The organism is Pseudomonas sp. HB05 (genome assembly GCF_016756915.1).
In the GTDB taxonomy this organism is placed as follows: Bacteria; Pseudomonadota; Gammaproteobacteria; order Pseudomonadales; family Pseudomonadaceae; genus Aquipseudomonas; species Aquipseudomonas alvandae.
The window spans coordinates 18,156-43,449 of the sequence record NZ_JAESPG010000021.1 but is presented as its reverse complement, the minus strand read 5'-3'; the positions used below and the strand labels follow the sequence as shown (position 1 = coordinate 43,449).

Here is a 25,294-nt window from a genome sequence, read left to right as displayed (position 1 = left end):
GCTTGCTCGCGATAGCGGTGAGCCAGTCGACATAAATGTTGAATGTTCCATCGCCATCGCGAGCAAGCTCGCTCCCACAGGGTCTTGCATTCCAATCAGGGAATCGGTGCGTGATCAAACAGCGGCGTTATAGAACTGCTCGCTGCTCTTCTGCTCCACCAGCGCCTGTTCAATGGCCGCCTGGTGCACTTCATCGGCATGTTCTTCACGGGCTTCCGGCTGGATGCCCAGGCGCGCGAACAGTTGCATGTCCTTGTCAGCCTGCGGGTTGGCGGTGGTCAGCAGCTTGTCGCCGTAGAAGATCGAGTTCGCGCCGGCGAAAAACGCCAGGGCCTGCATTTGCTCGTTCATCGCTTCGCGGCCGGCGGACAAGCGCACGTGGGATGTCGGCATGAGGATCCGCGCCACGGCCAGCATGCGGATGAAATCGAACGGATCGACATCCTCGGCATTCTCCAGCGGCGTGCCCGCGACTTTCACCAGCATGTTGATCGGCACCGACTCCGGGTGCTCCGGCAGGTTTGCCAGTTGGATCAGCAGGTTGGCGCGGTCGTCCAGGGATTCGCCCATGCCGAGGATGCCACCGGAGCAGATCTTCATCCCAGAATCACGCACGTAGGCCAGGGTCTGCAGGCGCTCGCTGTAGGTGCGGGTGGTGATGATGCTGCCGTAGAACTCCGGCGAGGTATCGAGGTTGTGGTTGTAGTAATCCAGGCCGGCCTGGGCCAGCGCTTCGGTCTGTTCCTGGTCGAGGCGGCCCAGGGTCATGCAGGTCTCCAGGCCCATGGCCTTCACACCCTTGACCATCTCCAGCACGTAAGGCATGTCCTTGGCCGACGGGTGCTTCCACGCCGCGCCCATGCAGAATCGGGTCGAACCGATGGCCTTGGCCCGAGCCGCCTCTTCGAGGACCTTCTGCACTTCCAGCAATTTCTCTTTTTCCAGCCCGGTGTTGTAGTGGCCGGACTGTGGACAATATTTGCAATCTTCCGGGCAAGCGCCGGTCTTGATCGACAGCAGCGTGGAAACCTGGACGCGGTTGGCGTCGAAGTGCGCGCGGTGCACGGTCTGCGCCTGGAAAAGCAGGTCGTTGAATGGCTGGACGAAGAGTGCTTTGACTTCGGCCAAAGACCAGTCATGACGCAGGTTGGCAGTGGTGCTGGCGCTCATGGGCATTTCCTTGATTATGCTTGGCTGGCGCCTGGGACACTCAATACCCACAGGCGCGACACGGATGTTCGGCATATTTAAGGAAGTGTCATGCGCTGTCAACCTCGATACAAATGGCCGGTTTACATCTGGTTAAAAAACAAACAATCCTGTCTGTTATGCGGCGAACCCACGGACACACCGCAGCCAATCTGCACGCCTTGTGAAAGTGAGTTGCCCTGGCTTGGCTATCAATGCAATGTCTGCGCGCTTCCGCTGCCCATGTCAGGGCTCCGCTGCGGACAATGCGCCACGCGACCGCCGGCTTTCGAACGGGTCGTGGCGCCGTGGATCTATGACTTCCCGGTGGACACGCTGGTCACCCGCTTCAAGCATCAGGCGAAGTGGCCGCTTGGGCGCTTACTCGGCGAACTGTTGGCGCAGTCGATCCAACATCATTTTGATGAAGGGCTGGAGCGTCCCGACGCGCTGGTGCCGGTGCCACTGGCGGCTCGACGCCTCCGGCAGCGCGGTTTCAACCAGGCGGCGCTGCTGGCCCGCTGGCTCAGCGAGCCGTTGCAGATTCCTTGCGACGAGAATCTGCTGCTGCGCGTCCAGGACACCCCCGCGCAACAGGCCCTTGATGCCCGGGCGCGACGTCGCAATCTTCGCCAAGCCTTTGCCCTGGCACCTGACGCTTTATTGATGAACCGCCACTTGGCCCTGGTGGACGATGTTCTCACCACGGGTGCCACGGCCCAGACGCTAGCACGCCTGTTACTCGATGCTGGCGCCGCCCGGGTCGATGTGTATTGCCTGGCCCGCACGCCAAAACCCGGCGACCCCGCTTGACGCGCCGCCGCCGAGGCGCCAACGTCCGGGCATCAAATCCATGCGCGCAGTTTTCGTCATGTCATTGCCTACGCTCCTGACCCAGCACATCGTCCGCCGACCACAGCGCATCGCCCTGTTGCAGCACATCGCCGAACAGGGCTCGATCACCCGCGCCGCCAAGAGCGCGGGCCTGAGCTACAAGGCCGCATGGGACGCGATTGACGAACTGAACAACCTGGCGGACCAACCGCTGGTCGTACGCAGCGTGGGTGGCAAGGGCGGTGGTGGCGCAAAACTGTCGGAGGAAGGCCAACGTGTCCTGCGCCTCTATCAGCGCTTGCAAACCTTGCAGGCGCAACTGCTGGAAGCGAGCGAGGACGCAGGGGACCTGGGGCTGCTCAGCCGACTGATGCTGCGCACCAGTGCCCGGAACCAGTTGCATGGCAAAGTCCTCGGCATCGACGCCCAAGGTCACAACGACCGGGTGCGCGTGGAGCTGGCGCGCGGCCTGGTCATCGACACGCAGATCACCCACGACAGCACGTTGCGCCTGGAACTGGAAACCGGTACCGAAGTGGTCGCCTTGATCAAGGCCGGCTGGCTGGAGCTGTACCCCGCTGATCAGCCAGAGCATCCGGGGGTCAATACGCTGCGCGGGGTAATCGAAGACATCGCCGCCGCCGAAAACGGCCCCAGCGAGGTGCGCATCGGCCTGCCCAATGGCCAGACCTTGTGTGCCCTGGCTGATCCATCGCCGCTCAGAGAGCGAAACCTTGACGCCGGCTCACCGGTGCAAGTGTGTTTTTCGCCGTCGAATGTGTTGCTGGGCACACCGTTGTAGCCCACTGAAACAAAAGCTTCATCGACCCGCTTTAAGGTGACTGCCAAAACCAGCAGGGAGCCTGATGATGAGCCTATTAGAAGATAACCAATCCACCGACCTGGAAAACATCGTCGGCTTGAGCCGTCGCCGCTTCATTGGTGCCGGCGCCCTATGCGGTGCAGCGATGTTCCTGGGCGGCAACCTGCTGAGCCGCAGCGTCATGGCCGCCGCCGTGAGCGAAGGCAACAAACGCATGCTGGGCTTCGACGGCATCGCCGCCGCGACGACAGACACCATTACGCTTCCGCCAGGCTACAAAGCCTCGGTGTTGATCAGTTGGGGCCAGCCACTGCAAAAAAACGCACCGGCATTCGACCCCAGCGGCAACGGCACCGCCCGCGCGCAGGAAGTGCAATTTGGCGACAACAACGACGGCATGAGCCTGTTCCCAATGCCAGGGGACGAAAACCGTGCGTTGATGGCAATCAACAACGAATACACCAATTATCGCTATCTCTTCCCCCATGGCGGTCAGCCGCAGTCGGCCGAAGAAGTGCACAAGGCCCAGGCCTGCGAAGGCGTGTCGGTGATCGAGATCGAACGTCGTCGCGGTCAATGGCAGTTCGTCCAGGATTCTCGCTACAACCGCCGGATCCATGGCAACACGCCGATTCGCCTGAGCGGCCCGGCTGCCGGTCACGACTGGGTGAAAACCAGTGCCGACAAAAGCGGCAAGAAAGTGCTGGGCACCTTCCAGAACTGCGCCAATGGCATGACGCCGTGGGGCACTTACCTGACCTGTGAAGAAAACTTCACCGACTGCTTCGGCAGCAGCAAGGCCGACCTGAAATTCGATGACGCGCAAAAGCGCTACGGCGCCACCGTCACCAGCCGCGAGATCAACTGGCACCCGCATGACCCGCGCTTCGACCTGGCGAAGAACCCCAACGAACTCAATCGCCATGGCTGGGTGGTGGAAATCGATCCATTCGACCCAAAATCCACTCCGGTGAAACGCACGGCCCTGGGCCGTTTCAAACACGAAAACGCCGCCCTCGCACAAACCCATGACGGTCGCGCCGTGGTGTACATGGGCGACGACGAACGCGGCGAATTCATCTACAAATTCGTCAGCCGGGATCGCATCGACCACCGCAACGCCAAGGCCAACCGCGACTTGCTGGACCATGGCACCCTGTACGTGGCGCGCTTCGACGCCGGCGATGGCAACCCGGACCATCCGAAAGGCAAGGGCCAGTGGATCGAGCTGAGCCACGGCAAGAACGGCCTCGACGCCAGCAAGGGCTTCAATGGCCAGGCCGAGGTGCTGATCCACGCGCGCCTGGCCGGCAGTGCCGTGGGCGCGACTCGCATGGACCGCCCTGAGTGGATCGTGGTCAGCCCGAAAGACGGCCAGGTCTATTGCACCCTGACCAACAACGCCAAGCGCGGCGAAGACGGCCAACCGGTGGACGGGCCAAACCCACGGGCCAAGAACGTCTACGGGCAGATCCTGCGCTGGCGCACCGACCGCGACGACCACGCCTCCAACACCTTCGAGTGGGACCTGTTCGTGGTCGCGGGCAACCCGACGGTACATGCCGGCACCCCGAAAGCCGGGTCGTCCAACGTCACTGCACAGAACATGTTCAATAGCCCCGACGGCCTGGGCTTCGACAAGGCCGGCCGGCTATGGATCCTCACCGACGGCGACTCCAGCAACGCCGGGGACTTCGCCGGCATGGGCAACAACCAGATGCTCTGCGCCGACCCCGACAGTGGCGAAATCCGCCGCTTCATGGTCGGGCCGGTGGGCTGTGAAGTGACCGGGATCAGTTTTGCACCGGACCAGAAGGCCCTTTTCGTGGGCATTCAGCACCCGGGTGAAAACGGCGGTTCGACCTTCCCCGAGCACCTGCCCAATGGCAAGCCGCGGTCTTCGGTGATGGTGATTACCCGCGAAGACGGCGGCGTCATCGGCGCCTGACACTTTGTGGCGAGGGAGCTTGCTCCCTCGCCACAAAGTCTCAACGATCAATCCCGACTGCTTTGCGCTACCATGCTGGGCCGGACGCGGCAGCCCTGCCGCTGCGCAGGAGTCAGCATGTCCCATCCGTTCGAAACCCTCACGCCCGACCTGGTGCTCGATGCCGTTGAAAGCATCGGCTTTCTCAGCGACGCCCGCGTGCTGGCCCTCAACAGTTACGAAAACCGCGTCTATCAGGTCGGCATCGAAGACGCCGAGCCGCTGATCGCCAAGTTCTATCGCCCCCAGCGCTGGACCAACGAAGCCATTCTGGAAGAACACCAATTCACCTTCGAACTGGCCGACCGTGAAGTGCCGGTGGTGGCGCCGTTGATCCATAACGGCGCCAGCCTGCACGAACATGCCGGGTTTCGTTTCACCCTGTTTCCCCGCCGCGGCGGCCGCGCGCCGGAGCCAGGCAATCTCGATCAGCTTTATCGCCTGGGCCAGTTGCTCGGGCGCCTGCACGCGATCGGCGCGACCCGTCCGTTCGAACACCGTGAAGCGCTGGGCGTGAAGAATTTCGGCCACGACTCGCTGGACACTGTGCTGCAAAGCGGCTTCGTCCCTCGTAGCCTGCTGCCGGCCTACGAATCGGTTGCCAGGGACTTGCTCAAGCGCGTCGAGGATGCCTACGCCGCCACGCCCCACCAGAACATCCGCATGCACGGCGACTGCCATCCCGGCAACATGATGTGCCGCGACGAGGTGTTCCACATCGTCGACCTGGACGATTGCCGCATGGGGCCGGCGGTGCAGGATCTGTGGATGATGCTTGCAGGGGACCGCCAGGAATGCCTGGGCCAGCTGTCGGAGTTGATGGACGGTTATCAGGAATTCCACGATTTCGATCCGCGGGAATTGGCACTGATCGAACCTCTGCGAGCCCTGCGCCTGATGCACTACAGCGCCTGGCTGGCCCGCCGCTGGGACGACCCTGCGTTTCCGCGGAGTTTCCCGTGGTTTGGCAGTGAGCGTTACTGGGGCGACCAGATATTGGCGTTGCGCGAGCAATTGGCGGCGCTCAATGAAGAGCCGTTGAAGCTTTTTTGATTGGATTGGGTTCCACCAGTCACTGCGAATCCCCTGTGGGAGCGGGCTTGCTCGCGAAAGCGGTGGATCAGCTTGCATGGATGTTGAATGTGCAGCCGCCTTCGCGAGCAAGCCCGCTCCCACACAGGGTTCGCAGTGGAACGCTCACAAAGGTTCACAGCACAACCAGACAAATCTCCTTACAATCACTCCTTTGTTAGCTGCCTAAGCAAGGATTCTGCATGCAAGCCGCCAACCCGCGTCGCGGGTACATCCTGGGCCTGAGTGCCTACATCATCTGGGGTCTGTTCCCGATCTATTTCAAAGCCATCGCCAGCGTGCCGTCGGTGGAAATCATTATCCACCGGGTGCTGTGGTCCGCCCTGTTCGGTGCGGCGTTACTGATGGTCTGGAAACACCCAGGCTGGTGGCGCGAGTTGCGGGACAATCCGCGTCGCCTGGCGATCCTGGCCTTGAGCGGCACGTTGATCGCGGCCAACTGGCTGACCTACGTCTGGGCGGTAAACAACGGGAGGATGCTCGAAGCCAGCCTGGGCTACTACATCAATCCGCTGATCAACGTATTGCTGGGCATGCTGATCCTCGGCGAGCGCCTGCGCCGCATGCAGTGGCTGGCGGTGGGGTTGGCGGCAGTCGGCGTGGCCCAGCAGGTCTGGCAAGTGGGCAGCCTGCCGTGGGTGTCGCTGGCACTGGCGCTGACGTTTGGCTTCTACGGATTGATCCGCAAGCAGGCGCCGGTCAAGGCCTTGCCCGGGCTGGTGGTGGAAACCTGGATGCTGGTGCCGATCGCCATCGCCTGGTTGCTGTTCAATCCATCGGCCACCAGCGCCCAAGCCGCGTTCTGGACCACCTCCGAAGCCTGGTGGCTGGTGGCGGCCGGCCCGGTGACGCTGGTCCCACTGGTGTGCTTCAACGCCGCGGCGCGGCATTTGCCTTACACCACGCTGGGTTTCTTGCAGTACATCGCCCCGACGCTCGTGCTCCTGCTCGCAGTGCTGCTGTTCGGTGAGCATCTGTCGTCCAGCACGTTGGTGGCGTTCATCTTTATCTGGGCCGGACTGGCGGTGTACAGCATCGATGCCGTGATCAGCATGCGTCGGCGCAACTGATCAAAAAACGCACAACCTTCTACAGGCCACGTCCGGCGTGGCCTGCGCGTTTCCTTCCCAAGGTTATCCACAGCGTGATCCCCGCCGTTTGTGCACAAGCCCTTGAAAACTGGTGGTTTTTTGATCATCGACCGCTGAGCCCCGGCGGGCTTGGGCTGGGGCCGGGTTTCTACAGGTTATCCACAGGCAGGCGCAGTTTTTCCTTGGATAACCTTGTCAGGCTTCGTCGCTGAGTTTCAGCTCAACCATCAACTCATCGGCCAAGGTCTCCAGGCGTTCCTGCAGTGTTTCCAGCGACAGGGTCAGGGGCACCCCGAGAATCGCCTCGGCATGAAACAGCAACTCACTGCTCATGGGCGCTGGCCGGACGTGGGTCACCAGACGCTCGACATTGACGCCCTGCTCGCTCAACAAGCGGGTGATATCCCGCACGATGCCAGGACGATCATTGCCCACCAACTCCATGGCAATGGGTTTCCAGGTGCAGGACTCTTCAACGGCGCTTTCCGCGATCAACACGCGAATGCCGTGGACCGACAATCCCTGCAAGGCTTCGATCAATTCTTCATGGGCCTCGGCCGGGGCGCTGAGGCGCAGGATCCCGGCGAATTGCCCGGCCAAGTGCGACATGCGGCTTTCCAGCCAGTTACCGCCATGCGCGGCGATGCAATCGGCGATGCGCTCGACCTGCCCGGGTTTGTCCGGGGCGAAAACAGTGATGACGAGGTGGTCCATGGCGCAGTCCTCTTGTTGGGGAAGGGACAGTATAGGCAAGAGAGACAATCAGTACGGTCACGCTTTTGTGGCGAGGGAGCTTGCTCCCGCTGGACCGCGTAGCGGTCCCAGAATGTTTGTATCAGTGCTGCGCACTGAAGCGGGAGCAAGCTCCCTCGCCACGGACATGTGTACGAACTGTAGATTTATCTGGAACAATCCATCTGTTTTTTGAGAACATTCCGTTCCGCGCTGTGACTGTACTGCTTTAGTCGGTCGCAGAACGACGCAATTAGTCTAATTTTCACAAGCGCAATTGATCATGTAGTATGCCGCAGCGCGCACTACATAATCGTACTGCGAGATGTTCCACCGATGTCTGCCCAGGCCGGTCGCATCCCTGTAAAGCCCCGTCAGCAAGGCTTGATCACCCAGCCGCCAGCGATGGCATGTACTGGTTCAGGGGTTTGTGGTTTAAATGTCCCGAGGCTTCATTGTCAAAATCGAAGAGCTGAAAAGCGAAATAGCTGAGCAGAGTGAGGCAAGCAATGACTGAACACGTTCAAGTCGGTGGCCTGCAGGTCGCCAAAGTCCTGTTCGACTTCGTGAATAACGAAGCCATTCCCGGAACCGGCCTCACCGCCGACGCATTCTGGGCCGGCGCCGACAAGGTCATTCATGACCTGGCTCCGAAGAACAAAGCCCTACTCGCCAAACGCGACGATTTCCAGGCGCGGATCGACGCCTGGCACCAGGCACGTGCCGGCCAGGCCCACGACGCCGTGGCTTACAAAGCCTTCCTGCAAGACGTTGGATACCTGCTGCCAGAAGCGGCGGACTTCCAGGCCACGACCCAAAACGTCGATGACGAAATCGCCCGCATGGCCGGCCCGCAACTGGTGGTGCCGGTGATGAACGCCCGCTTCGCCCTCAACGCCTCGAACGCCCGCTGGGGTTCGCTGTATGACGCGCTGTACGGCACCGATGCCATCAGCGAGGCCGATGGCGCGGAAAAAGGCAAAGGCTACAACAAGGTCCGCGGTGACAAGGTCATCGCCTTCGCCCGTGCCTTCCTCGACGAAGCAGCCCCGCTGGCCGCCGGCTCCCACGTTGACTCCACCGCCTACAAAATCGTCGACGGCAAACTGGTGGTCACCCTCAAGGGCGGCAGCAACAGCGGCCTGCGCGATGATGCCCAACTGATCGGCTTCCAGGGCGATGCCTCGGCACCGACCGCGGTGCTGCTGAAACACAACGGCCTGCACTTCGAAATCCAGATCGACGCCAGCACCCCGGTCGGCCAGACCGATGCCGCCGGCGTCAAAGACATCCTGATGGAAGCGGCGCTGACCACTATCATGGACTGCGAAGACTCGGTCGCCGCCGTCGATGCCGATGACAAAGTGGTGATCTACCGCAACTGGCTTGGCTTGATGAAGGGTGATTTGTCGGAAGAAGTCGCCAAGGGCGGCCAGACCTTCACCCGGACCATGAACCCGGACCGCGTCTACACCGCCGCAGACGGTTCGAGCGTAACCCTGCACGGTCGCTCGCTGCTGTTCGTGCGCAACGTTGGCCACCTGATGACCATCGACGCGATCCTGGACAAGGACGGCAACGAAGTGCCGGAAGGTATCCTCGACGGCCTGGTCACCAGCCTGGCAGCGATCCACAGCCTCAACGGCAACACCTCGCGCCGCAACAGCCGCACCGGCTCGGTGTACATCGTCAAGCCGAAGATGCACGGCCCGGAAGAAGCCGCGTTCACCAACGAGCTGTTCGGTCGCGTCGAGGACGTGCTGAACCTGCCGCGCAACACCCTCAAGGTCGGGATCATGGACGAGGAGCGCCGTACCACGGTCAACCTCAAGGCCTGCATCAAGGCAGCCAGCGAGCGCGTGGTGTTCATCAATACCGGTTTCCTCGACCGCACCGGCGATGAAATCCACACCTCCATGGAAGCCGGCCCGATGGTGCGCAAGGCCGACATGAAGGCCGAGAAGTGGATCGGCGCGTATGAAAACTGGAACGTCGACATCGGCTTGAGCACCGGCCTGCAAGGTCGCGCGCAAATCGGCAAGGGCATGTGGGCGATGCCCGACCTGATGGCGGCGATGCTCGAACAGAAAATCGCTCACCCAATGGCCGGCGCCAACACCGCGTGGGTACCGTCGCCGACCGCCGCCGCGCTGCACGCGCTGCATTACCACAAGGTCGACGTGTTCGCCCGCCAGGCCGAACTGGCCAAGCGCGCCCGCGCTTCGGTGGACGACATCCTGACCATCCCACTGGCCGTCAACCCGAGCTGGACGCCGGAGCAGATCAAGAACGAACTGGACAACAACGCCCAGGGCATCCTCGGTTACGTGGTACGTTGGATCGACCAGGGCGTCGGCTGTTCCAAGGTGCCGGACATCAACGATATCGGCCTGATGGAAGACCGGGCGACGCTGCGTATTTCCAGCCAGCACATCGCCAACTGGCTGCGCCACGGCATCGTCACGCAAGATCAGGTGATGGAAAGCCTCAAGCGCATGGCGCCGGTGGTCGACCGCCAGAACGCCAGCGACCCGCTGTACCGCCCGCTGGCGCCAGATTTCGACAGCAACATCGCCTTCCAGGCGGCGGTCGAGTTGGTGGTCGAAGGCACCAAGCAGCCGAATGGCTACACCGAGCCGGTGCTGCACCGTCGTCGTCGCGAGTTCAAGGCCGCCAATGGGTTGTGATTGAGCGGTAGAGAGCGCATCACAAAAAAGCCCTGATCTCTCGATCAGGGCTTTTTCATTTGCAACACCTGACAGCCTTTGTAGCGAGGGAGCTTGCTCCCGCTCGGTTGCGCAGCGACCGCGATACAGCTCAATGGAGATTCCCAGGTCTGGAAAAGGGTCTGCTTCGCAGCCCAGCGGGAGCAAGCTCCCTCGCCACAAAAGCACTTCGGCACGATTGAAGAAGATGGGCTAAAGATCCATCCCCAACTCATGCTTGACCAACCCCAGCAGCTTTTCGGTGTCGATCGGCTTGAGCAGGAAATCCACCACGCTCAGGTGCATGGCTTCGATGGCGTCCTTCACATCGGCGTCGCCCGACACGATGATGATCGGCAACGCGGCCCGCTCCGACTCACGCACCAGGCGCACCAGTTCCAGGCCATCGACGTTGCCCATGCGCAGGTCGGTGATGAGCAGGCCAATGGACGGCTTGGTCTCCAGCATCTTGAGTGCGGTTTCGCCACTGGCGGCGGTCATGCAGCGGATGCCGTCCAATGCCAGGATCTCCGACAGCAGCTCGCGGGCGTCCTTGTCGTCATCGACGATCAATACACGCTGCGGCGGCAGGTCGGGTTCCAGCATGACGGCACTCAGCGCCTCGCGCTCGGCGTCACTCAAAATATCGTGGTCGGACATGATGCTCTCTACGTTCCTTGAATCGATCCCCTGGCACAGTGGTCAGACATCGTTCTGCGGCGCTTCAATGTGCACTTCGTCGGATTTTTTTCCAAGAGCATTCGAGGAAGAATTTTCCGAGGCGAAGCGTAGGATATTTCTGTAGTTCCGGCCTGATAGTGGCGACCTAGACTTACGTCCAATGGGCACTCCACGTTCAGAGGCCGACCATGGCGAACAGATCCGACCACAACAAATCGAAAAAGATTGCGCCATGGTGATGAAAAAAGCGGACGCCTTTATCCAGGCAGGGAAAACCGCGGTGTTGCAGAACATCCAGGGCACTTTGCAGTTCCTGCAACGCTTCCCCCCGTTCAACCAAATGGAAAACGCCCACCTGGCCTATCTGGTGGAGCAATGCCTGCTGCGTTTCTACGCGCCGGGCGAAACGATCATCAAGCCGGCCGACGGTCCGGTAGAGCACTTCTATATCGTCAAGCAAGGCCGCGTGGTGGGCGAACGTCCCCATTCAGCGAAGGGCGGCACCGAGACCACTTTTGAAATCACCACGGGCGAATGTTTTCCCCTCGCCGCGCTGTTGGGCGAGCGAGCCACCCGCACCGAGCATCGGGCCGGTGAAGATACGTTCTGCCTGCAGTTGAACAAGCTGGCCTTCATCAAGCTGTTCGCCCTGTCCGGCCCGTTTCGCGATTTCGCCCTGCGAGGGGTCAGCAGCCTGCTCGACCAGGTCAACCAGCAAGTGCAGCAAAAATCCGCGCAGACCCTGGGCACGCAATATTCCCTCAATACGCGCCTGGGTGAGCTGGCGATGCGTCACCCGGTCAGTTGCAGCCCTGAAACGCCGCTGCGCGAGGCCGTGAAGCTGATGCACGACCAACAGGTCGGCAGCATCGTCGTGGTCAATGAACATAAAGCGCCGATGGGGATATTTACCCTGCGCGACTTGCGGCAAGTCGTGGCCGACGGCAGCGGGGATTTTTCCGAGTCGATCGCAATGCACATGACCCAGGCGCCGTTTTTCCTGTCACCGGACCACAGCGCCTTCGACGCGGCCATCGCCATGACCGAGCGCCACATCGCCCATGTCTGCCTGGTCAAGGACCAGCGCCTGTGTGGCGTGGTGTCGGAGCGGGATCTGTTTTCCCTCCAACGCGTCGACCTGGTGCACCTGGCCCGGACGATTCGCAACGCCCCCCGGGTGGAAAACCTGGTGACGCTGCGCGGCGAGATCGGCCAACTGGTGGAGCGCATGCTGGCCCACGGCGCGTCCTCAACGCAGATCACCCACATCATCACCTTGCTCAACGACCACACCGTGTGCCGGGTCATCGAGTTGACCTTGGCCGACAAAGGCGACCCGGGCGTGCCGTTCAGTTGGCTGTGTTTCGGCAGCGAAGGCCGCCGCGAGCAGACCCTGCACACCGACCAGGACAACGGCATTCTTTTCGAAGCCCGCGATGCCGCCCACGCTGCGCAGGTCCGTGGCCTGCTGCTGCCCATCGCCCAACAGATCAACCAGAGCCTGGCGCTGTGCGGCTTCACGTTGTGCAAAGGCAACATCATGGCCGGCAACCCCGAGCTGTGCCTATCCCGAGCTGAATGGGCACGGCGCTTCGCGGCCTTCATTCGCGAAGCGACGCCCGAGAACCTGCTGGGTTCGAGCATCTATTTCGATCTGCGAGTGGTCTGGGGCGACGAGCAAGGCTGCGAGCAACTGCGCCAGCAGATTCTCGATCAAGTGGCCGACAACCGCTTGTTCCAGCGCATGATGGCCGAGAATGCCCTTCGCCATCGCCCGCCCGTTGGACGCTTCCGGGATTTCGTGCTGAGCAGGAAGAACGGCGAAAAAGCCACCCTCGACCTGAAGGTGCAAGGCCTGACGCCTTTCGTCGACGGCGCTCGATTGCTGGCATTGGCCAACGGCATCGAGGCCAACAACACCCTCGAACGCTTGCGGCAACTGGTCGTCAAGGAAGTCATCGAACCGCTGGACGGCGCGGCTTATGAAGAGGCCTACCACTTCATCCAGCAGACCCGGATGCAGCAACATCAATTGCAGACCCGGGAAAACCTGCCCTATTCCAACCGTGTCGACCCCGACAGCCTCAATCATCTGGACCGGCGGATCCTGCGCGAATCCTTGCGCCAGGCCCAACGCCTGCAGAGCAGCCTGACGTTGAGGTATCAACTGTGAGCCTGTTTTCCTGGCTGCGCCCGGTCCAGCCAACGCTTGGCGACGCCTTGCAGCAACGCCTGGCCAACCTGCCCGCCCCCGCCCCATTGGCTGAATGCACCTTGCGGAAACAGCGTTGGGTGGTGGTCGACCTGGAAACCACCGGCCTTAACCTGAACAAAGACCAGGTGTTGTCCATCGGCGCCGTGGTGATCGAAGACGGTGCCATCGACTTCAGCCAGCAATTCGAGCGGACCTTGCAATGCGACAAGCAGAAGCTCGGGCCAAGCGTGCTGATCCACGGCCTGGCGCCGAGTGCCATCGCCGCTGGCAGCGACCCGGCCGAAGCCCTGCTGGCGTTCATGGAATTCGTCGGCGACAGTCCGCTGCTGGCGTTTCATGCGCCATTCGATTCCCACATGCTCGGGCGCGCCACGAAAGATTACCTGGGCTACCGACTCCAGCATCCATTCCTGGACGTGGCCGACCTGGCGCCGATGCTTTGCCCGCAAGCCAACCTGCGCAAGTCCGGCCTGGACGAATGGATCGACTGGTTCAAGCTGCAAGTCTTCGAACGCCACAACGCCAGCGCCGACGCCTTGGCCACGGCGGAGCTGGCTTTGATCCTGTTCAGTCGCGCTGGTCAACAGGACATCCACAGCCCCCTCGCCCTGCAACAGCGCCTGGGACAATGGAAGCGGCGGCAGCAGGCGCCTTCGCTTTAATCCAAGACCTTGAGGACACCTAGCCCTTGTGGGAGCGAGCTTGCTCGCGATGGCGCAGCATCAGTCCCCCCAATGCGACTGCCCCACCGCTATCGCGAGCAAGCTCGCTCCCACAGGGGTATTGCATACCCCGACCAGCGCCAATTGCTTTCCCTCCCCCGCCTCTGCCACAATCGCGAACAATTCTCGTTACTTAAAACGTCGGTGATGTTCCGTGTCGTCAGTCCCTAGTGTCCGGTCTCACAAGTACCGTCCCTTTTTTGACGAGTGGCTGCTGTCGTCAGGCAAGGCGCCGCGACGAGTCATAGCCCGCTATGGCGAGGAGCGGCAACACAGCATGACGGCAGCAGACACCGTCAAAAAGGAACGGTACTTGTGAGACCGGGCACTACTCCTCATAGTGATTTGGTTGGTGCGTTGTACCGTGACCATCGCGGCTGGCTATTGGCATGGCTACGGCGCAACGTGGCCTGCGCGCAGCGGGCCGAGGACCTGAGCCAGGACACGTTTGTGCGCTTGCTGGGTCGCGAGGAATTGAAGGCGCCCCGGGAACCTCGTGCATTCCTTGTGGCGATCGCCAAGGGGCTGTTGTTCGACTACTTCCGTCGGGCCGCCCTCGAACAGGCCTACCTGACCGAACTGATGCTGATTCCAGAAGACGAGCAACCATCAGTAGAAGAGCAACAACTCATCCTCGAAGATCTCAAGAACATCGATCGCCTGTTGGGCAAGTTGTCCAGCAAGGCCCGCGCAGCCTTCTTCTATAACCGCCTCGACGGCCTCGGCCACGCTGAAATCGCCGAGCGCCTGGGGGTTTCGGTTCCACGGGTACGGCAATACCTGGCCCAAGGCATGCGGCAGTGCTACATCGCGCTTTATGGTGAGCCGACATGACCGCGGCCCACGGAAAACCGGTTTCGGCCCGCGTTCTGGACGCGGCCATCGCCTGGCAGTTGTCCTTGGACTCGAGCAGCCGTCAGGACCGCGAAGCATTCGCCCAATGGCATGCCGCCGATGAGGAACATGCTCGCGCCTGGCAACAACTGGGCATGCTAGACCAGCGCTTCAACGTCGCCAGCGGCCCGGCGCGCGCCGTGTTGCTGCAATCGCGGGTCAGCATCCGCCGACGCCTGCGCAAGGTTGGCAGCGGACTGGCCAGCATCGTCGCGGTCATCGGCTTGGCGCTGTTCGCCGGTGATCGTTACCTGCCACTGGATTATTGGCTGGCCGACCAGCGTACCGCCACGGGTGAACAGCGCACGTTGCGCCTGGCGGACGGCACGTTGATCAACCTCAACACCCACAGTGCGCTGGACGTACGTTTCGACGACAAGCAGCGGCGTATCGTCCTGCAGGAAGGCGAGATCCTGGTGGAAACCGGCCACAACGATCCGCGTCCTTTCATCGTCGAGACGCGCGAAGGCAGCATGCGCGCGCTGGGCACGCGTTTCCTAGTGAGGCTCGAAGACCAGGGCACGCGCCTGAGCGTGCTGAAGTCCGCGGTGGCGGCGCATCCGCAGGCCACCGATGAAGAACAGATCCTGCGTGAAGGCCAGCAAGTGCTGATGCGCCGGAATGGCCTCGGGCCAACCCTGGCGTTGAAGCCCGGCGCCGATGCCTGGACCCGCGGCATGCTGGTGGTGGATAACGCGCGCCTTGAAGACCTGGTCCAGGAGCTGGGGCGCTATCGACGTGGTTATCTCGGCGTCGAGCCCCAAGTGGCTGACCTGCGGATCACCGGCAGCTTCCCGTTGCACGATACCGATCTGGCCCTGACCGCCCTGCTGCCAACCTTGCCGGTGCAGGTCGAGCATCACACGCGGTGGTGGGTGATGGTGGGGCCACGGGTCGACGCCAAACGCTGAAAGATGTTGCGCCAGTAATGGCCCCTTCGCGAGCAGGCTCGCTCCCACAAGGGTTTGCATTCCAATGTGGGAGCGAGCCTGCTCGCGAAGGAGCCATAGATGCCAGCACAAAGCCACCGATATCAATCTTAATCTAAATTATTTTCATCCAGCCCTATCACTTTCCGAACTTCATCCGGCACACAGGCAATTGAGAAATATTTCCATTCAGGAGCCGCCGTATGTCCCGCCCGCTTGAGACCCTGTTGCGCCCCAGCCTGCTGGCCGTTGCCATTGCCCTTGCCGCCCCGTTGACCAGCGCCACGCTGCTGGCCGCCGAGCAGGCCTCAAGCTTGCGCGCCTACAACCTGCCCGCTGCGCCATTGGCCAGCACCCTGACCCAGATCGCCAGCCAGGCCGGCCTCGCCCTGAGCCTGGATCCATCCCTGGCTTCCGGCAAGACGTCGGCGCCGGTCCAGGGTCAGTTCGACGCCACTGGCGCGCTGCGCGAAGCCTTGCGGGGCACCGGCCTGCAATTGGAACAAAGCAGCGCCGGCACCTTCAGCCTGGTGGCCGCGCCTGAAGGAGTGCTGATGCTGCCGGAAACCAGCGTGATCGGCGCAGGCGTCAGCGAAACCGCGTGGGGACCGACCGAGGGCTACGCCGCTACCCGCACCGCCGCCGGCACCAAGACCGATACGCCGATTGTCGAGCTGCCGCGCTCGGTCTCGGTGGTCACGCGCCAGCAGATGGACGACCGCTCCGTCCTCAACCTGAACGACGCCTTGCGCTACACCGCCGGCGTGCAGAGCAGCGGCTACGGTTCGGACTCACGTAACGATTGGCTGCTGGTGCGCGGCTTCGTGCCGACCCAATTCCTCGATGGCCTGCCGCTGCCCAAGGGCAACTACGTCACGCCGAAAATCGAAACCTGGAATCTTGAGCGCATCGCCGTGCTGCGTGGCCCGGCCTCCTCGGTCTACGGGCAGACGCCGCCTGGCGGCATGCTCGACATGGTCAGCCGTCGCCCACAATCTGAAAGCAGCCATGAAGTCGAATTGCAGGCCGGCAGCTACGAGCACAAGCAGATCAACTTCGACAGCACCGGCAAGGTCGATGACGACGGCCAGTTCCTTTATCGACTCAGCGGCACCGTGCGCGACAGCAACGCCCAGGTCGATCACATCCCGGACAAGCGCTACAACATCGCCCCGAGCCTGACCTGGAATATCAATGACGACACGCGCCTGACCTTCCTGTCGCAATATACCCGCGACGATACCGGCATCACCGGGCAGTTCCTGCCGCTGCAAGGCACCAAGCTGTCCTCGCCGGCGGGCAAGATTTCCCATCACAAGAACCTGGGCGATCCGGACTGGGAATTCTACGATCGAACTTATTACGCGTTGGGCTATGCCTTTGAAACCCGCCTGAACGACACCTGGCAGTTCCGCCAGAACCTGCGCTATACCAAGAGTGATCTCGAGTTCCAGGGAATTACAGCGGGGACGTTCCCACCTGATCAGGCAGTGAGTCCCGACGGGACAGTCAAGCGCAGCGCCGGTATCGTCAACGAAGATGTCAGCCAGTTTGCCGTTGATAACAACTTTCAAGCCGACTTCCAGACCGGAGCAGTGAGCCACACCTTGCTACTGGGCCTGGACCACCAGCGCTCCAATGCAAATTCAAAATGGCTCTGGGGCTCCAACGGCGTTCCCGACAGCAACATCCACAACCCGATCTACGGGCAGGACTTTTCCAACGTCCAGTACTTCACCATGTACGACTATAACCAGAAGACCAACCAGACTGGCCTGTATATCCAGGACCAGATCGCCCTGGACAATTGGCGCCTGACCCTCGGCGGCCGTGAAGACTGGATTCACACCAGCACCGAATTCCACAACCAGAACAACGCGACCGACACCCTGCGCGACAAGAAATTCAGCGGCAACGCGGCGCTGAGCTATGTCTTCGATAACGGCGTGACGCCTTATATTTCCTTCGCGCAATCGTTCCAGGCGGCAGCGGGTTCTACCGTCAACAGCACCCAAGCGTTCAAGCCCACCGAAGGCGAACAATACGAAGCGGGTATCAAGTACCAGCCACCCGGCACCAAGACCTTGCTGACCGCCGCGGTGTTCGACTTGACGCAAAAAAACAACTCCGTCACCGAAAACAACATCACCCGCCAAGTGGGCGAAGTTCGCGTACGCGGCGTCGAATTGGAAGCCTCCGGCGACGTGACCGACAACCTGAAGCTGATCGGTTCCTACACCTATAACGACAGCGAGATCACCAAGGGCACCGCGGCCGAAGAAGGCAAGCGCATGGCCCAGGTACCGCGCCACCAGGCCACCGCGTGGGCCGACTACACCTGGCACAACGGCCCGCTGGACGGTTTTGGCGTCGGTGCCGGCGTGCGTTATGTCGGCAATACCTACGGCAACACCACCAACACCGATTGGGGGCATGTCGGGTCCTACACGGTGTATGACGCTTCGGCCCATTACGACCTCGGTCGTTTGAACAAGACCCTCAAGGGCGTCACGGTCGCGGTGGACGCGAAGAACCTCTTCAACAAGGACTACCTGTCCACTTGTGACGGCTCCTACTGCTACTACGGCGACCAACGCAACGTCGTCGCCAGCGTGAATTACAAATGGTAAACGGTTAGCATTTGCGTAAACCTATTTAGAGGCACCCGCTGGATGCAACACGGTTCATGTAAGGGCACAAAACCGTGGCGAGGGAGCTTGCTCCCGCTGGGCTGCGTAGCAGCCCCAAAAAGCTTGGGACCGCTCCGCGATCCAGCGGGAGCAAGCTCCCTCGCCACAATGAGTACCCGCCAAGCGAACCGCGCTATTACTACAGGTGCCCTTTTGCATTCGGACCGATCATGAAAAGCAAAACCATCCGCCGCTGGTCCTTCGTCCACACCTGGACCAGCCTGATCTGCACGGTGTTCCTGCTGATGCTGGCGATCACCGGCTTGCCGCTGATTTTCCATCACGAAATCGAGCATCTGCTGGGCGACGCCCCGGAACTTCGGGAAATGCCGGCCGGCACGCCGCCGCTGGACCTGCAACAACTGGTGGAAAAAGCCAAGGCCCATCGCCCGGGCGAGGTGGTCCAGTATTTTGGCTGGGACGAGGACGACCCCAACGGCATCATCACCATCATGGCGCCGACGCCGGGCACCGAACCCAACTCATCCCACACGTTCATGCTCGATGCGCGCACCGGCGAAGCCCTCGAAATGCCTTCGGCCAACGGCGGCTTCATGATGGTCATGCTGCGCCTGCACGTAGACCTGTTCGCTGGCTTGCCGGGCAAGTTGCTACTGGCGTTCATGGGTTTCCTGTTCGTGATCGCCATCGTCTCCGGCGTGGTGCTGTATTTACCATTCATGCGCCGCTTGAAATTCGCCACGGTGCGCCAGGACAAATCCACGCGCCTGCGCTGGCTCGACCTGCACAACCTGATCGGCGTCGTCACGCTGGTGTGGGCGCTGACCGTTGGCGTCACCGGCGTGATCGCCGCCTGCGCCGACTTGATCATCGCCGCGTGGCGCAACGACAGCCTCAGCGCCATGGTCGAACCCTATCGCAACGCCCCGCCATTGACCGAACTGGCACCGGCAACCCGCTTGCTGGACATCGCCAAGGACGTCGCGCCTGGCATGGAGCCGAGCTTCATCGCGTTCCCCGGCACGCTGTTTTCCAGCGAACACCATTACAGCGTGTTCATGAAAGGCAGCACCCACCTGACCTCCCATCTGCTGACGCCGGTGCTGATCGACGCCAGCACCCTGGACGTCACCGCCGTGGCCGAACGGCCGTGGTACATGGACATGATGAGCCTGTCCCTGCCACTGCATTTCGGCGACTACGGCGGCCGACCGATGCAGATCTTCTGGGCGACCCTGGACATCCTGACCATCATCGTCCTGGGCAGTGGCGTTTATCTGTGGGTCGTTCGGCGCAAGGCCGCCAAGCACGCAACCGTCGGCGCGGAGGTCGCTCCGTGAGGCCTCGACAGTCGAATTTCTGGAAGGTGTTTGGTATTCCCGTGGTCATTGGCGCATTGAGCGCGGCGGGGCTGTTTTCGGCGTTGTTGGGCGATGGCGCGTGGGATGCCGTGAGTTGGGTTGGATTGGGAGTCCCTACGGTGCTGGGGACTTGGGGCTTGATCAAGCGCGGATAGCCCCAGCCACACTAGGGTTCACCACTCAACCGAGCACTCGCCAGCCGTTCCGTAACTGACTAGTCTAGGCCCAGCCCGTTAATCGAGGATGCCCCACATGTCCACCCCCAGCATGACGCTGTTTCACAACCCTGCTTCGCCCTTCGTCCGCAAGGTCCTGGTGCTGCTGCACGAAACCGGCCAGCAAGACCGCGTGGCGTTGCAACTGAGCCAACTCACGCCGGTCAAGCCGGACCGCGCGTTGATCGATGAAAACCCGTTGAGCAAGATCCCGGCCCTGCGCCTGGCCAACGGAACGGTGATCCATGACAGCCGTGTGATCCTTGATTACCTCGACCACCAGCACGTCGGCAACCCGCTGATCCCTCGGGATGGCGCGGCACGCTGGCGGCGCCTGACCCTGGCCTCAATGGCCGATGGGATCATGGACGCGGCGGTGATGATCCGTTATGAGACCGCGCTGCGCCCTGCGGAAAAACACTGGGACGAATGGCTCGATGCGCAACGGGACAAGATTCGCCGCGCCGTGGGCATGCTCGAAGCCGAGGCGATTGCCGAACTGGCGAGCCATTTCGACATCGCCGCCATCAGCGTCGCCTGTGCCCTGGGTTACCTGGACCTGCGCCACCCGGACCTGGAATGGCGCAAGGCCAATCCGCAGTTGGCGGCGTGGTTTGCCGAGGTGAGCCTGCGACCTTCAATGGCCGAGACGGTGCCCAGGGTTTAGTTTGGCATTGACTGATCCGGCCTCATCGCGAGCAAGCTCGCTCCCACATTGGGTTGCTTTGTTTTGACCACCGGGATCCCCTGTGGGAGCGAGCTTGCTCGCGATGGCAGCGCACCGGATCCAGAGGAAACAACCCAGTAATGAGCATCACCAACTTTTCCCCCTCTCGCTGATCCTCACGCAGCCCCAACGACCGGCTCATTTCACCTCTCCCAGATCGAAGCTCATCGCCGCCGCAGGTTTCGCGCCCACGCCGTACCAGTCCAGCTTGCGGGTCAGCACCATGAACACGCCCAGCAGGCTGAACAGCAACAGCGAGCCCATCAGCAACGCGTAGTCCTCAGCGCTCAACAAGCCATAAAGCAAGCCATACAGCCCCGCCAATCCCGCCGAAAAGCCCAGGCCGTGGCCCACGCTACGCAGCACATGGCAGACGTAGAATCCGATCAACACCACGCAGGCACTGGCCGACACCAGGTACGCCAAGGTGAAGCCGATGTGTTCCGACAGCGACAGCAGCAACAGATAGAAGAACGCCAGGGCCACGCCCACCAACGCATACTGGACCGGGTGCACTGCCAGGCTCTTGAGCACTTCGAAGAGAAAGAACCCGGCGAAGGTCAACGCGATGAACAGCAGCGCATATTTGATCGCTCGATCGCTCTTGAGGTACTGGTCCACCGGATCGACGAAACTCACACCGAACGCACGACTGCGGAACGCTTCACAGCCATCGGTGGGCACGCAGGCTTGAAGCGTCTCCAGGAGGTTGGTGGAGAAAAACGACGTCTGCCAATCGGCATTGAAACCCTGCTCGTTGATCTCGCGATTGACTGGCAAGTAGTTGCCGATGAAGCTGGGGTGCGGCCAGTCGGCGGACAGGTGCACTTTGGTGGTCTTGCCCACCGGAAGAATCTGTAGGTCGCCAGTGCCTTGCAAGCGCAGGTCGAAGCCGAAAGTCAGCTCGGGGCTGCCCTGGGCAGTGATCATCGGCAACGGCACGTGCACGCCCTGGCCCAACCAGCTGAGGCGCGAGCCAGGCAGGAAATCAACGGTCTTCTGGTTCAGCGTGAGGGTCAGCGCATTCTCGATACCGCGAATGTCGCTGATGCCAACGCTCAGGTACGGTTCATCGAAGCGGTAGTCGGCGAAATCCTTGGGGGCGACACCATAGTGCTCCGGCACCTTGAAGCGGCCATCGATCCGGTTGTCGGCATGAAACAGACGCGCCTCGTAGATGCCCCGGGCGCGGGTTTCGGTGCGGATCTGACCGTCGAGTTCGAATTGCTCCGGCAAGAAGTACAACTCGCCACTTCGTTGGACGGTTTCCAGGAAACGCACGCCGGTCTTTTCGTTGGTGTTCCAGACTTTTACATCCCTGCGATACGGCACCACGATCATCGGCCCGACCAATTGCTGGCTGTAGCTGGAACTGCGGGCGATGTCCTGCAACACCCCATCGCGCAATTCCTGGCGCTCGTCGATAAGGCCGTTGATCATCAACAGCGGGATCATCAGCAAGAGAATCAAGAGGGCGATCATGCCCAGTTTTATAGCGAGACTGCGGTTCATGTGAGGCTCTCCCTGTTCGAATGGGGGAGAGTCTGGCGCGGCAGTGTGGGGGGTTTATGGGGCGAATGTGGAGATTGTGTGGAGAGTAGAAGTTATCCGACCCAAAGAGAAACCTGTGGCGAGGGAGCTTGCTCCCGCTCGGCTGCGAAGCAGTCGCAAACGGGGCCGCTACGCAGCCCAGCGGGAGCAAGCTCCCTCGCCACAACTGTATTTCATTTCCTAGAACAGGGTTTCAGGGCAACCGCAGCACCACTTCCACCCCGCCCTCGACATTGCCGATACTGAACTCACCACCATGCAACTGCACCACTTCCTCGACGAAATTCAGCCCAAGGCCTGTGCTCTTGCGGCCGGTACCCGGGCGAGGCAAAGAGTAAAAACGCTCGCTCAGGCGTGGCAAGGCATAGTCGGGAATCGGCTCGGCCTGGTTGAACAGGTGCAATTCGACGCGGTTGCCGGTGCGCTCGGCGCTGACCCGCAGCAGCCCGTTGGCAGGCGTGAAATCCAGGGCATTTTCCAACAGGTTGCCCAAGGCCTGGCGCAACAGGAACGGCTCTCCGGTCAGCGCCAGATCGGCGGCGATTTGCTGCTCGATCCTCAACTGGCGACTTTCGATCCAGCCACCACGCGCTTCCAACACTTCGTCCAGCAACGCCGCCAGCGGCACCGGGACTTCTTCTTCCAGCCCCTGGCGCTGCTCGACCTGGGCCAGGTTGAGCAAGCGTTCGATCAGTTGCTGCATGCGCACGCTTTCACTGTCGATGTTGCTGACGAACCGTTGTCGCTGGGCAGCGGGCATGTCGCTCTGCAGCAGCTCGGCGGCGCCACGGATCGCAGCCAGCGGGCTCTTGAGTTCGTGGGTCAGCGTATGGACGTATCGCTCGACGTACGCCTTGCCTTCGAGTTGCGTGCGCATGTGCTCGACAGCGCCGGCCAGTTGTTCGAATTCCCCCCCCCGATAATGCGGCACCTCAACCCGACGGCCCTGGCTGACCGCCTGGGCATATACCGTCAAGCGGCGCAACGCCGCGCTGAGCCACCACGACAACAGGGCGCCCAGCAACAGGCCCAGCACGACCAACCCGGCGCCGTAGATCAGCAGCCGCCGCTCCGTACGGTCGATATAAGGCTGCAGCGAACTATTGGGCTTGGCGACTGTGACCACGCCGATGATCTGGCCGTTGTCACGGATCGGCGCCCCGACGTGCATCACCGAAGACGCCGGGTCATCCGGATCGCTGCGGGTCGAGCGGGCGCCGTAGTGGCCGCGCAGGGTCAGGTAGACGTCGTTCCAGCGCGAATAATCCTGGCCCACCGCCACGCCGCTAGAGTCCAGCACCACGATCCCCTTGGCATCGGTGACGTAGATACGATGGCTGACCTGGTTTTTCGGCAGGCCCCAGATCGTCGCCGCCGGCTGCCGATCTCCGTAGGATTTGAGCAATTGAGGCCAGCGATTCTGGCCGAGCGTCCCGGCCTTGAAATCGTCCCGCAGGATTTCGGCCATCAAGTTGGCCGTGTCCACCAAGGTCTCTTCGGTGGATTGGCGCACGCCAGGGCGGATTTCTTCCATCACCGTGTTGAGCACGAAATAGCCGGTCAAGCCGATAAACAGCACGTAGACCAGGAAAATACGGATTCCCAGGGACATCAACTGTGCCCCGGGCTGTAGCTGTAGCCAAGGCCCCGGTGGGTCTGGATCGGCTCGGCCTCGGCCCTGACCAGGCGCAACTTGGCGCGCAGGCTCTTGATGTGGCTGTCGATACTGCGCTCGTAGCCGGCGTCGCTGGCCACGCCAAGTGCATCCAGCAGCTGTTCGCGGCTGAACACCCGCTCGGGCTGCTCCAGCAGGCAATGCAACAGGCGAAATTCGTGGCGAGTCAGGTTCAACGGTTTGCCGCGATAGCTGATCTGCACGCGATCATGATCGACCTGGAACAACGCGGCTCCCGTCTCGACGACCGGTCGCGGCGCCACTCGCTTGAGAATCGCGCGGACCCTGGCGGCCACTTCCCGAGGGCTGAAAGGCTTGACCACATAGTCGTCGGCACCGATTTCCAGACCCACGACCCGATCGATCTCGCCATCCCGAGCGGTAAGAAAGATGACCGGAACGTCGCTGAAACGCCTGAGATTCTTACACGTCTCGAATCCACTGATATCCGGCAGGCCCACATCGAGGATGATCAGGTCCGCCGGGGTGTGCTTCTGGTGCTCGAGGGCGGCGGCGCCAAGGCTCAACCAAGTGGTGTCAAAGCCCTCGCCCTGCAGGGCGAACACCAGCGTATCGGCGATGGCGGCTTCGTCTTCGACAATCAGAATATGCGGCATGGCGTCCGAGCCCGACAGGAAAGTTGCCGGAACGGTGCCCCAAGCCTCGGGGCACGTCAATCGGGGAAATCAACAGTCCGGTTTATCCGCGGTAAACCGCCGCGCCGGGTTGACCGCTGCGCCGAACTCGCGAAGGGCCTTGGCGCCGATCAACAATGGGTAATTGAAACTGCTGCGGTCGGTCAGGTTGACCTCGACGGTGCGCTTGACGTTGCCCAGGCACAATTCCAGGTCAACCACAGGACGCTTGGTGGGTGCGATCTTTTCATCGTCGTCCTCGTCCTCTTCGGACCGGGTCTTGATTTTGCTGATCCGGGCGATCTTGTGCTCATAGATCTTGTTGCTCGCGCCTTTGGTCGCCAGGCGGAACCGTACCCAATCATCGCCGTCACGGGTGAACGTCTCGATGTCCTTGGCCGACAGCGAGGCAGTCAGCGCACCGGTATCCATCTTTGCCTTGAGCACTTCGCCGCCCATTTCCGGCAGCGCGATGTATTCATAGCGCCCGTACAGCGTGGGTTCGGCGGCCAATGCAGGAAGGGCCACCAGGGAAAGCAGGGCTAGAAGGGATTTCATGCAATAGGGCTTCCTGTGTGGGTGGTTT

21 protein-coding genes are annotated in these 25,294 nt (G+C 61.6%); 14 read left to right on the top strand and 7 right to left on the bottom strand.

All coding sequences use genetic code 11. From position 1 onward, the window contains the following. Window positions 1-114: 114 nt before the first annotated feature. On the bottom strand, window positions 115-1,170 hold the full coding sequence (gene bioB, locus JMN22_RS18665) for a biotin synthase BioB (protein WP_030139263.1): 1,056 nt from the start codon (window positions 1,168-1,170) through the stop codon (window positions 115-117). Window positions 1,171-1,260: 90 nt separating this feature from the next. Here bioB and JMN22_RS18660 point away from each other — a divergent pair, with 90 nt between their 5' ends. From JMN22_RS18660 to rarD, 5 genes are all read left to right on the top strand, one after another. Next, window positions 1,261-2,001, top strand: a complete 741-nt coding sequence (locus JMN22_RS18660; RefSeq protein WP_198797849.1) for a ComF family protein — start codon at window positions 1,261-1,263, stop codon at window positions 1,999-2,001. 58 nt (window positions 2,002-2,059) lie between these two features. Further along, window positions 2,060-2,824, top strand: a complete 765-nt coding sequence (locus JMN22_RS18655; protein ID WP_198797856.1) for a TOBE domain-containing protein — start codon at window positions 2,060-2,062, stop codon at window positions 2,822-2,824. A gap of 67 nt (window positions 2,825-2,891) precedes the next feature. Next, window positions 2,892-4,793, top strand: coding sequence for a PhoX family protein (locus JMN22_RS18650; RefSeq protein WP_030139266.1), 1,902 nt, complete (start codon window positions 2,892-2,894; stop codon window positions 4,791-4,793). A gap of 117 nt (window positions 4,794-4,910) precedes the next feature. Continuing rightward, complete coding sequence (locus JMN22_RS18645; RefSeq protein ID WP_030139267.1) at window positions 4,911-5,885, top strand: serine/threonine protein kinase; 975 nt, start codon at window positions 4,911-4,913, stop codon at window positions 5,883-5,885. A 221-nt stretch (window positions 5,886-6,106) separates the two neighbouring features. Beyond that, the gene (gene rarD / locus JMN22_RS18640) at window positions 6,107-6,994 is read left to right on the top strand and encodes an EamA family transporter RarD (protein WP_198797850.1); all 888 of its coding nucleotides are present in this window, start codon (window positions 6,107-6,109) and stop codon (window positions 6,992-6,994) included. Window positions 6,995-7,210: 216 nt separating this feature from the next. Here the strand turns inward: rarD and JMN22_RS18635 are convergent, their stop codons facing one another. Continuing rightward, complete coding sequence (locus JMN22_RS18635; RefSeq protein WP_030139269.1) at window positions 7,211-7,729, bottom strand: glycine cleavage system protein R; 519 nt, start codon at window positions 7,727-7,729, stop codon at window positions 7,211-7,213. Between the two features lie 527 nt (window positions 7,730-8,256). Here JMN22_RS18635 and JMN22_RS18630 point away from each other — a divergent pair. Further along, window positions 8,257-10,434, top strand: coding sequence for a malate synthase G (locus tag JMN22_RS18630; protein WP_198797851.1), 2,178 nt, complete (start codon window positions 8,257-8,259; stop codon window positions 10,432-10,434). A gap of 231 nt (window positions 10,435-10,665) precedes the next feature. On the opposite strand, the gene JMN22_RS18625 is transcribed toward JMN22_RS18630, so the two are convergent. After that, on the bottom strand, window positions 10,666-11,112 hold the full coding sequence (locus JMN22_RS18625; protein WP_030139271.1) for a response regulator: 447 nt from the start codon (window positions 11,110-11,112) through the stop codon (window positions 10,666-10,668). A 253-nt stretch (window positions 11,113-11,365) separates the two neighbouring features. Between JMN22_RS18625 and JMN22_RS18620 the strand changes: the two genes are divergently transcribed. From JMN22_RS18620 to JMN22_RS18590, 8 genes are all read left to right on the top strand, one after another. Continuing rightward, window positions 11,366-13,306 (top strand): putative nucleotidyltransferase substrate binding domain-containing protein, encoded by a 1,941-nt coding sequence (locus JMN22_RS18620; RefSeq protein WP_198797852.1) that lies wholly within the window; start codon window positions 11,366-11,368, stop codon window positions 13,304-13,306. After that, complete coding sequence (locus JMN22_RS18615; protein ID WP_198797853.1) at window positions 13,303-14,010, top strand: 3'-5' exonuclease; 708 nt, start codon at window positions 13,303-13,305, stop codon at window positions 14,008-14,010. Before JMN22_RS18620 ends, JMN22_RS18615 begins: the two co-directional genes overlap by 4 nt. Before the next feature lie 375 nt (window positions 14,011-14,385). Continuing rightward, on the top strand, window positions 14,386-14,904 hold the full coding sequence (locus JMN22_RS18610) for an RNA polymerase sigma factor (RefSeq protein ID WP_080628536.1): 519 nt from the start codon (window positions 14,386-14,388) through the stop codon (window positions 14,902-14,904). Then, window positions 14,901-15,875, top strand: a complete 975-nt coding sequence (locus tag JMN22_RS18605; RefSeq protein WP_198797854.1) for a FecR domain-containing protein — start codon at window positions 14,901-14,903, stop codon at window positions 15,873-15,875. Before JMN22_RS18610 ends, JMN22_RS18605 begins: the two co-directional genes overlap by 4 nt. Window positions 15,876-16,096: 221 nt before the next feature. Continuing rightward, the gene (locus tag JMN22_RS18600; RefSeq protein WP_202334996.1) at window positions 16,097-18,523 is read left to right on the top strand and encodes a TonB-dependent siderophore receptor; all 2,427 of its coding nucleotides are present in this window, start codon (window positions 16,097-16,099) and stop codon (window positions 18,521-18,523) included. Window positions 18,524-18,753: 230 nt separating this feature from the next. Then, entirely contained in the window at window positions 18,754-19,884 is a 1,131-nt protein-coding gene (locus JMN22_RS18595; protein WP_202334995.1) for a PepSY-associated TM helix domain-containing protein, read from the top strand. After that, a complete protein-coding gene (locus JMN22_RS26565) occupies window positions 19,881-20,060 on the top strand; it encodes a hypothetical protein (RefSeq protein WP_225936074.1) in 180 nt (59 codons plus the stop codon). The genes JMN22_RS18595 and JMN22_RS26565 overlap by 4 nt, the downstream gene beginning before the upstream one ends. A 97-nt stretch (window positions 20,061-20,157) precedes the next feature. Beyond that, window positions 20,158-20,787 carry a glutathione S-transferase gene (locus JMN22_RS18590; RefSeq protein WP_202334994.1) on the top strand — a complete coding sequence of 210 codons (630 nt, stop codon included), beginning with the start codon at window positions 20,158-20,160 and terminating at the stop codon, window positions 20,785-20,787. A 198-nt stretch (window positions 20,788-20,985) separates the two neighbouring features. Here the strand turns inward: JMN22_RS18590 and creD are convergent, their stop codons facing one another. From creD to rloA2, 4 genes are all read right to left on the bottom strand, one after another. Then, window positions 20,986-22,359, bottom strand: a complete 1,374-nt coding sequence (gene creD / locus JMN22_RS18585; RefSeq protein ID WP_202334993.1) for a cell envelope integrity protein CreD — start codon at window positions 22,357-22,359, stop codon at window positions 20,986-20,988. A 232-nt stretch (window positions 22,360-22,591) separates the two neighbouring features. Further along, window positions 22,592-24,010, bottom strand: coding sequence for a two-component system sensor histidine kinase CreC (gene creC, locus JMN22_RS18580; RefSeq protein ID WP_202334992.1), 1,419 nt, complete (start codon window positions 24,008-24,010; stop codon window positions 22,592-22,594). Next, window positions 24,010-24,690, bottom strand: coding sequence for a two-component system response regulator CreB (gene creB / locus JMN22_RS18575; RefSeq protein ID WP_202334991.1), 681 nt, complete (start codon window positions 24,688-24,690; stop codon window positions 24,010-24,012). The genes creC and creB overlap by 1 nt, the downstream gene beginning before the upstream one ends. Before the next feature lie 69 nt (window positions 24,691-24,759). Next, window positions 24,760-25,266 carry a retropepsin-like aspartic peptidase RloA2 gene (rloA2, locus tag JMN22_RS18570; protein WP_202334990.1) on the bottom strand — a complete coding sequence of 169 codons (507 nt, stop codon included), beginning with the start codon at window positions 25,264-25,266 and terminating at the stop codon, window positions 24,760-24,762. Window positions 25,267-25,294: the final 28 nt, after the last annotated feature.

Coding starts and splice junctions, on each gene's coding strand:
- creB (WP_202334991.1), bottom strand. CDS start 24,690: ATGCCGCATATTCTGATTGTCGAAGACGAAGCCGCCATCGCCGATACG.
- bioB (WP_030139263.1), bottom strand. CDS start 1,170: ATGAGCGCCAGCACCACTGCCAACCTGCGTCATGACTGGTCTTTGGCC.
- JMN22_RS18590 (WP_202334994.1), top strand. CDS start 20,158: ATGTCCACCCCCAGCATGACGCTGTTTCACAACCCTGCTTCGCCCTTC.
- JMN22_RS18595 (WP_202334995.1), top strand. CDS start 18,754: ATGAAAAGCAAAACCATCCGCCGCTGGTCCTTCGTCCACACCTGGACC.
- creC (WP_202334992.1), bottom strand. CDS start 24,010: ATGTCCCTGGGAATCCGTATTTTCCTGGTCTACGTGCTGTTTATCGGC.
- JMN22_RS18605 (WP_198797854.1), top strand. CDS start 14,901: ATGACCGCGGCCCACGGAAAACCGGTTTCGGCCCGCGTTCTGGACGCG.
- rloA2 (WP_202334990.1), bottom strand. CDS start 25,266: ATGAAATCCCTTCTAGCCCTGCTTTCCCTGGTGGCCCTTCCTGCATTG.
- JMN22_RS18655 (WP_198797856.1), top strand. CDS start 2,060: ATGTCATTGCCTACGCTCCTGACCCAGCACATCGTCCGCCGACCACAG.
- JMN22_RS18620 (WP_198797852.1), top strand. CDS start 11,366: ATGGTGATGAAAAAAGCGGACGCCTTTATCCAGGCAGGGAAAACCGCG.
- creD (WP_202334993.1), bottom strand. CDS start 22,359: ATGAACCGCAGTCTCGCTATAAAACTGGGCATGATCGCCCTCTTGATT.
- JMN22_RS18660 (WP_198797849.1), top strand. CDS start 1,261: ATGCGCTGTCAACCTCGATACAAATGGCCGGTTTACATCTGGTTAAAA.
- JMN22_RS18650 (WP_030139266.1), top strand. CDS start 2,892: ATGAGCCTATTAGAAGATAACCAATCCACCGACCTGGAAAACATCGTC.
- JMN22_RS18600 (WP_202334996.1), top strand. CDS start 16,097: ATGTCCCGCCCGCTTGAGACCCTGTTGCGCCCCAGCCTGCTGGCCGTT.
- JMN22_RS18645 (WP_030139267.1), top strand. CDS start 4,911: ATGTCCCATCCGTTCGAAACCCTCACGCCCGACCTGGTGCTCGATGCC.
- JMN22_RS18635 (WP_030139269.1), bottom strand. CDS start 7,729: ATGGACCACCTCGTCATCACTGTTTTCGCCCCGGACAAACCCGGGCAG.
- rarD (WP_198797850.1), top strand. CDS start 6,107: ATGCAAGCCGCCAACCCGCGTCGCGGGTACATCCTGGGCCTGAGTGCC.
- JMN22_RS18630 (WP_198797851.1), top strand. CDS start 8,257: ATGACTGAACACGTTCAAGTCGGTGGCCTGCAGGTCGCCAAAGTCCTG.
- JMN22_RS18625 (WP_030139271.1), bottom strand. CDS start 11,112: ATGTCCGACCACGATATTTTGAGTGACGCCGAGCGCGAGGCGCTGAGT.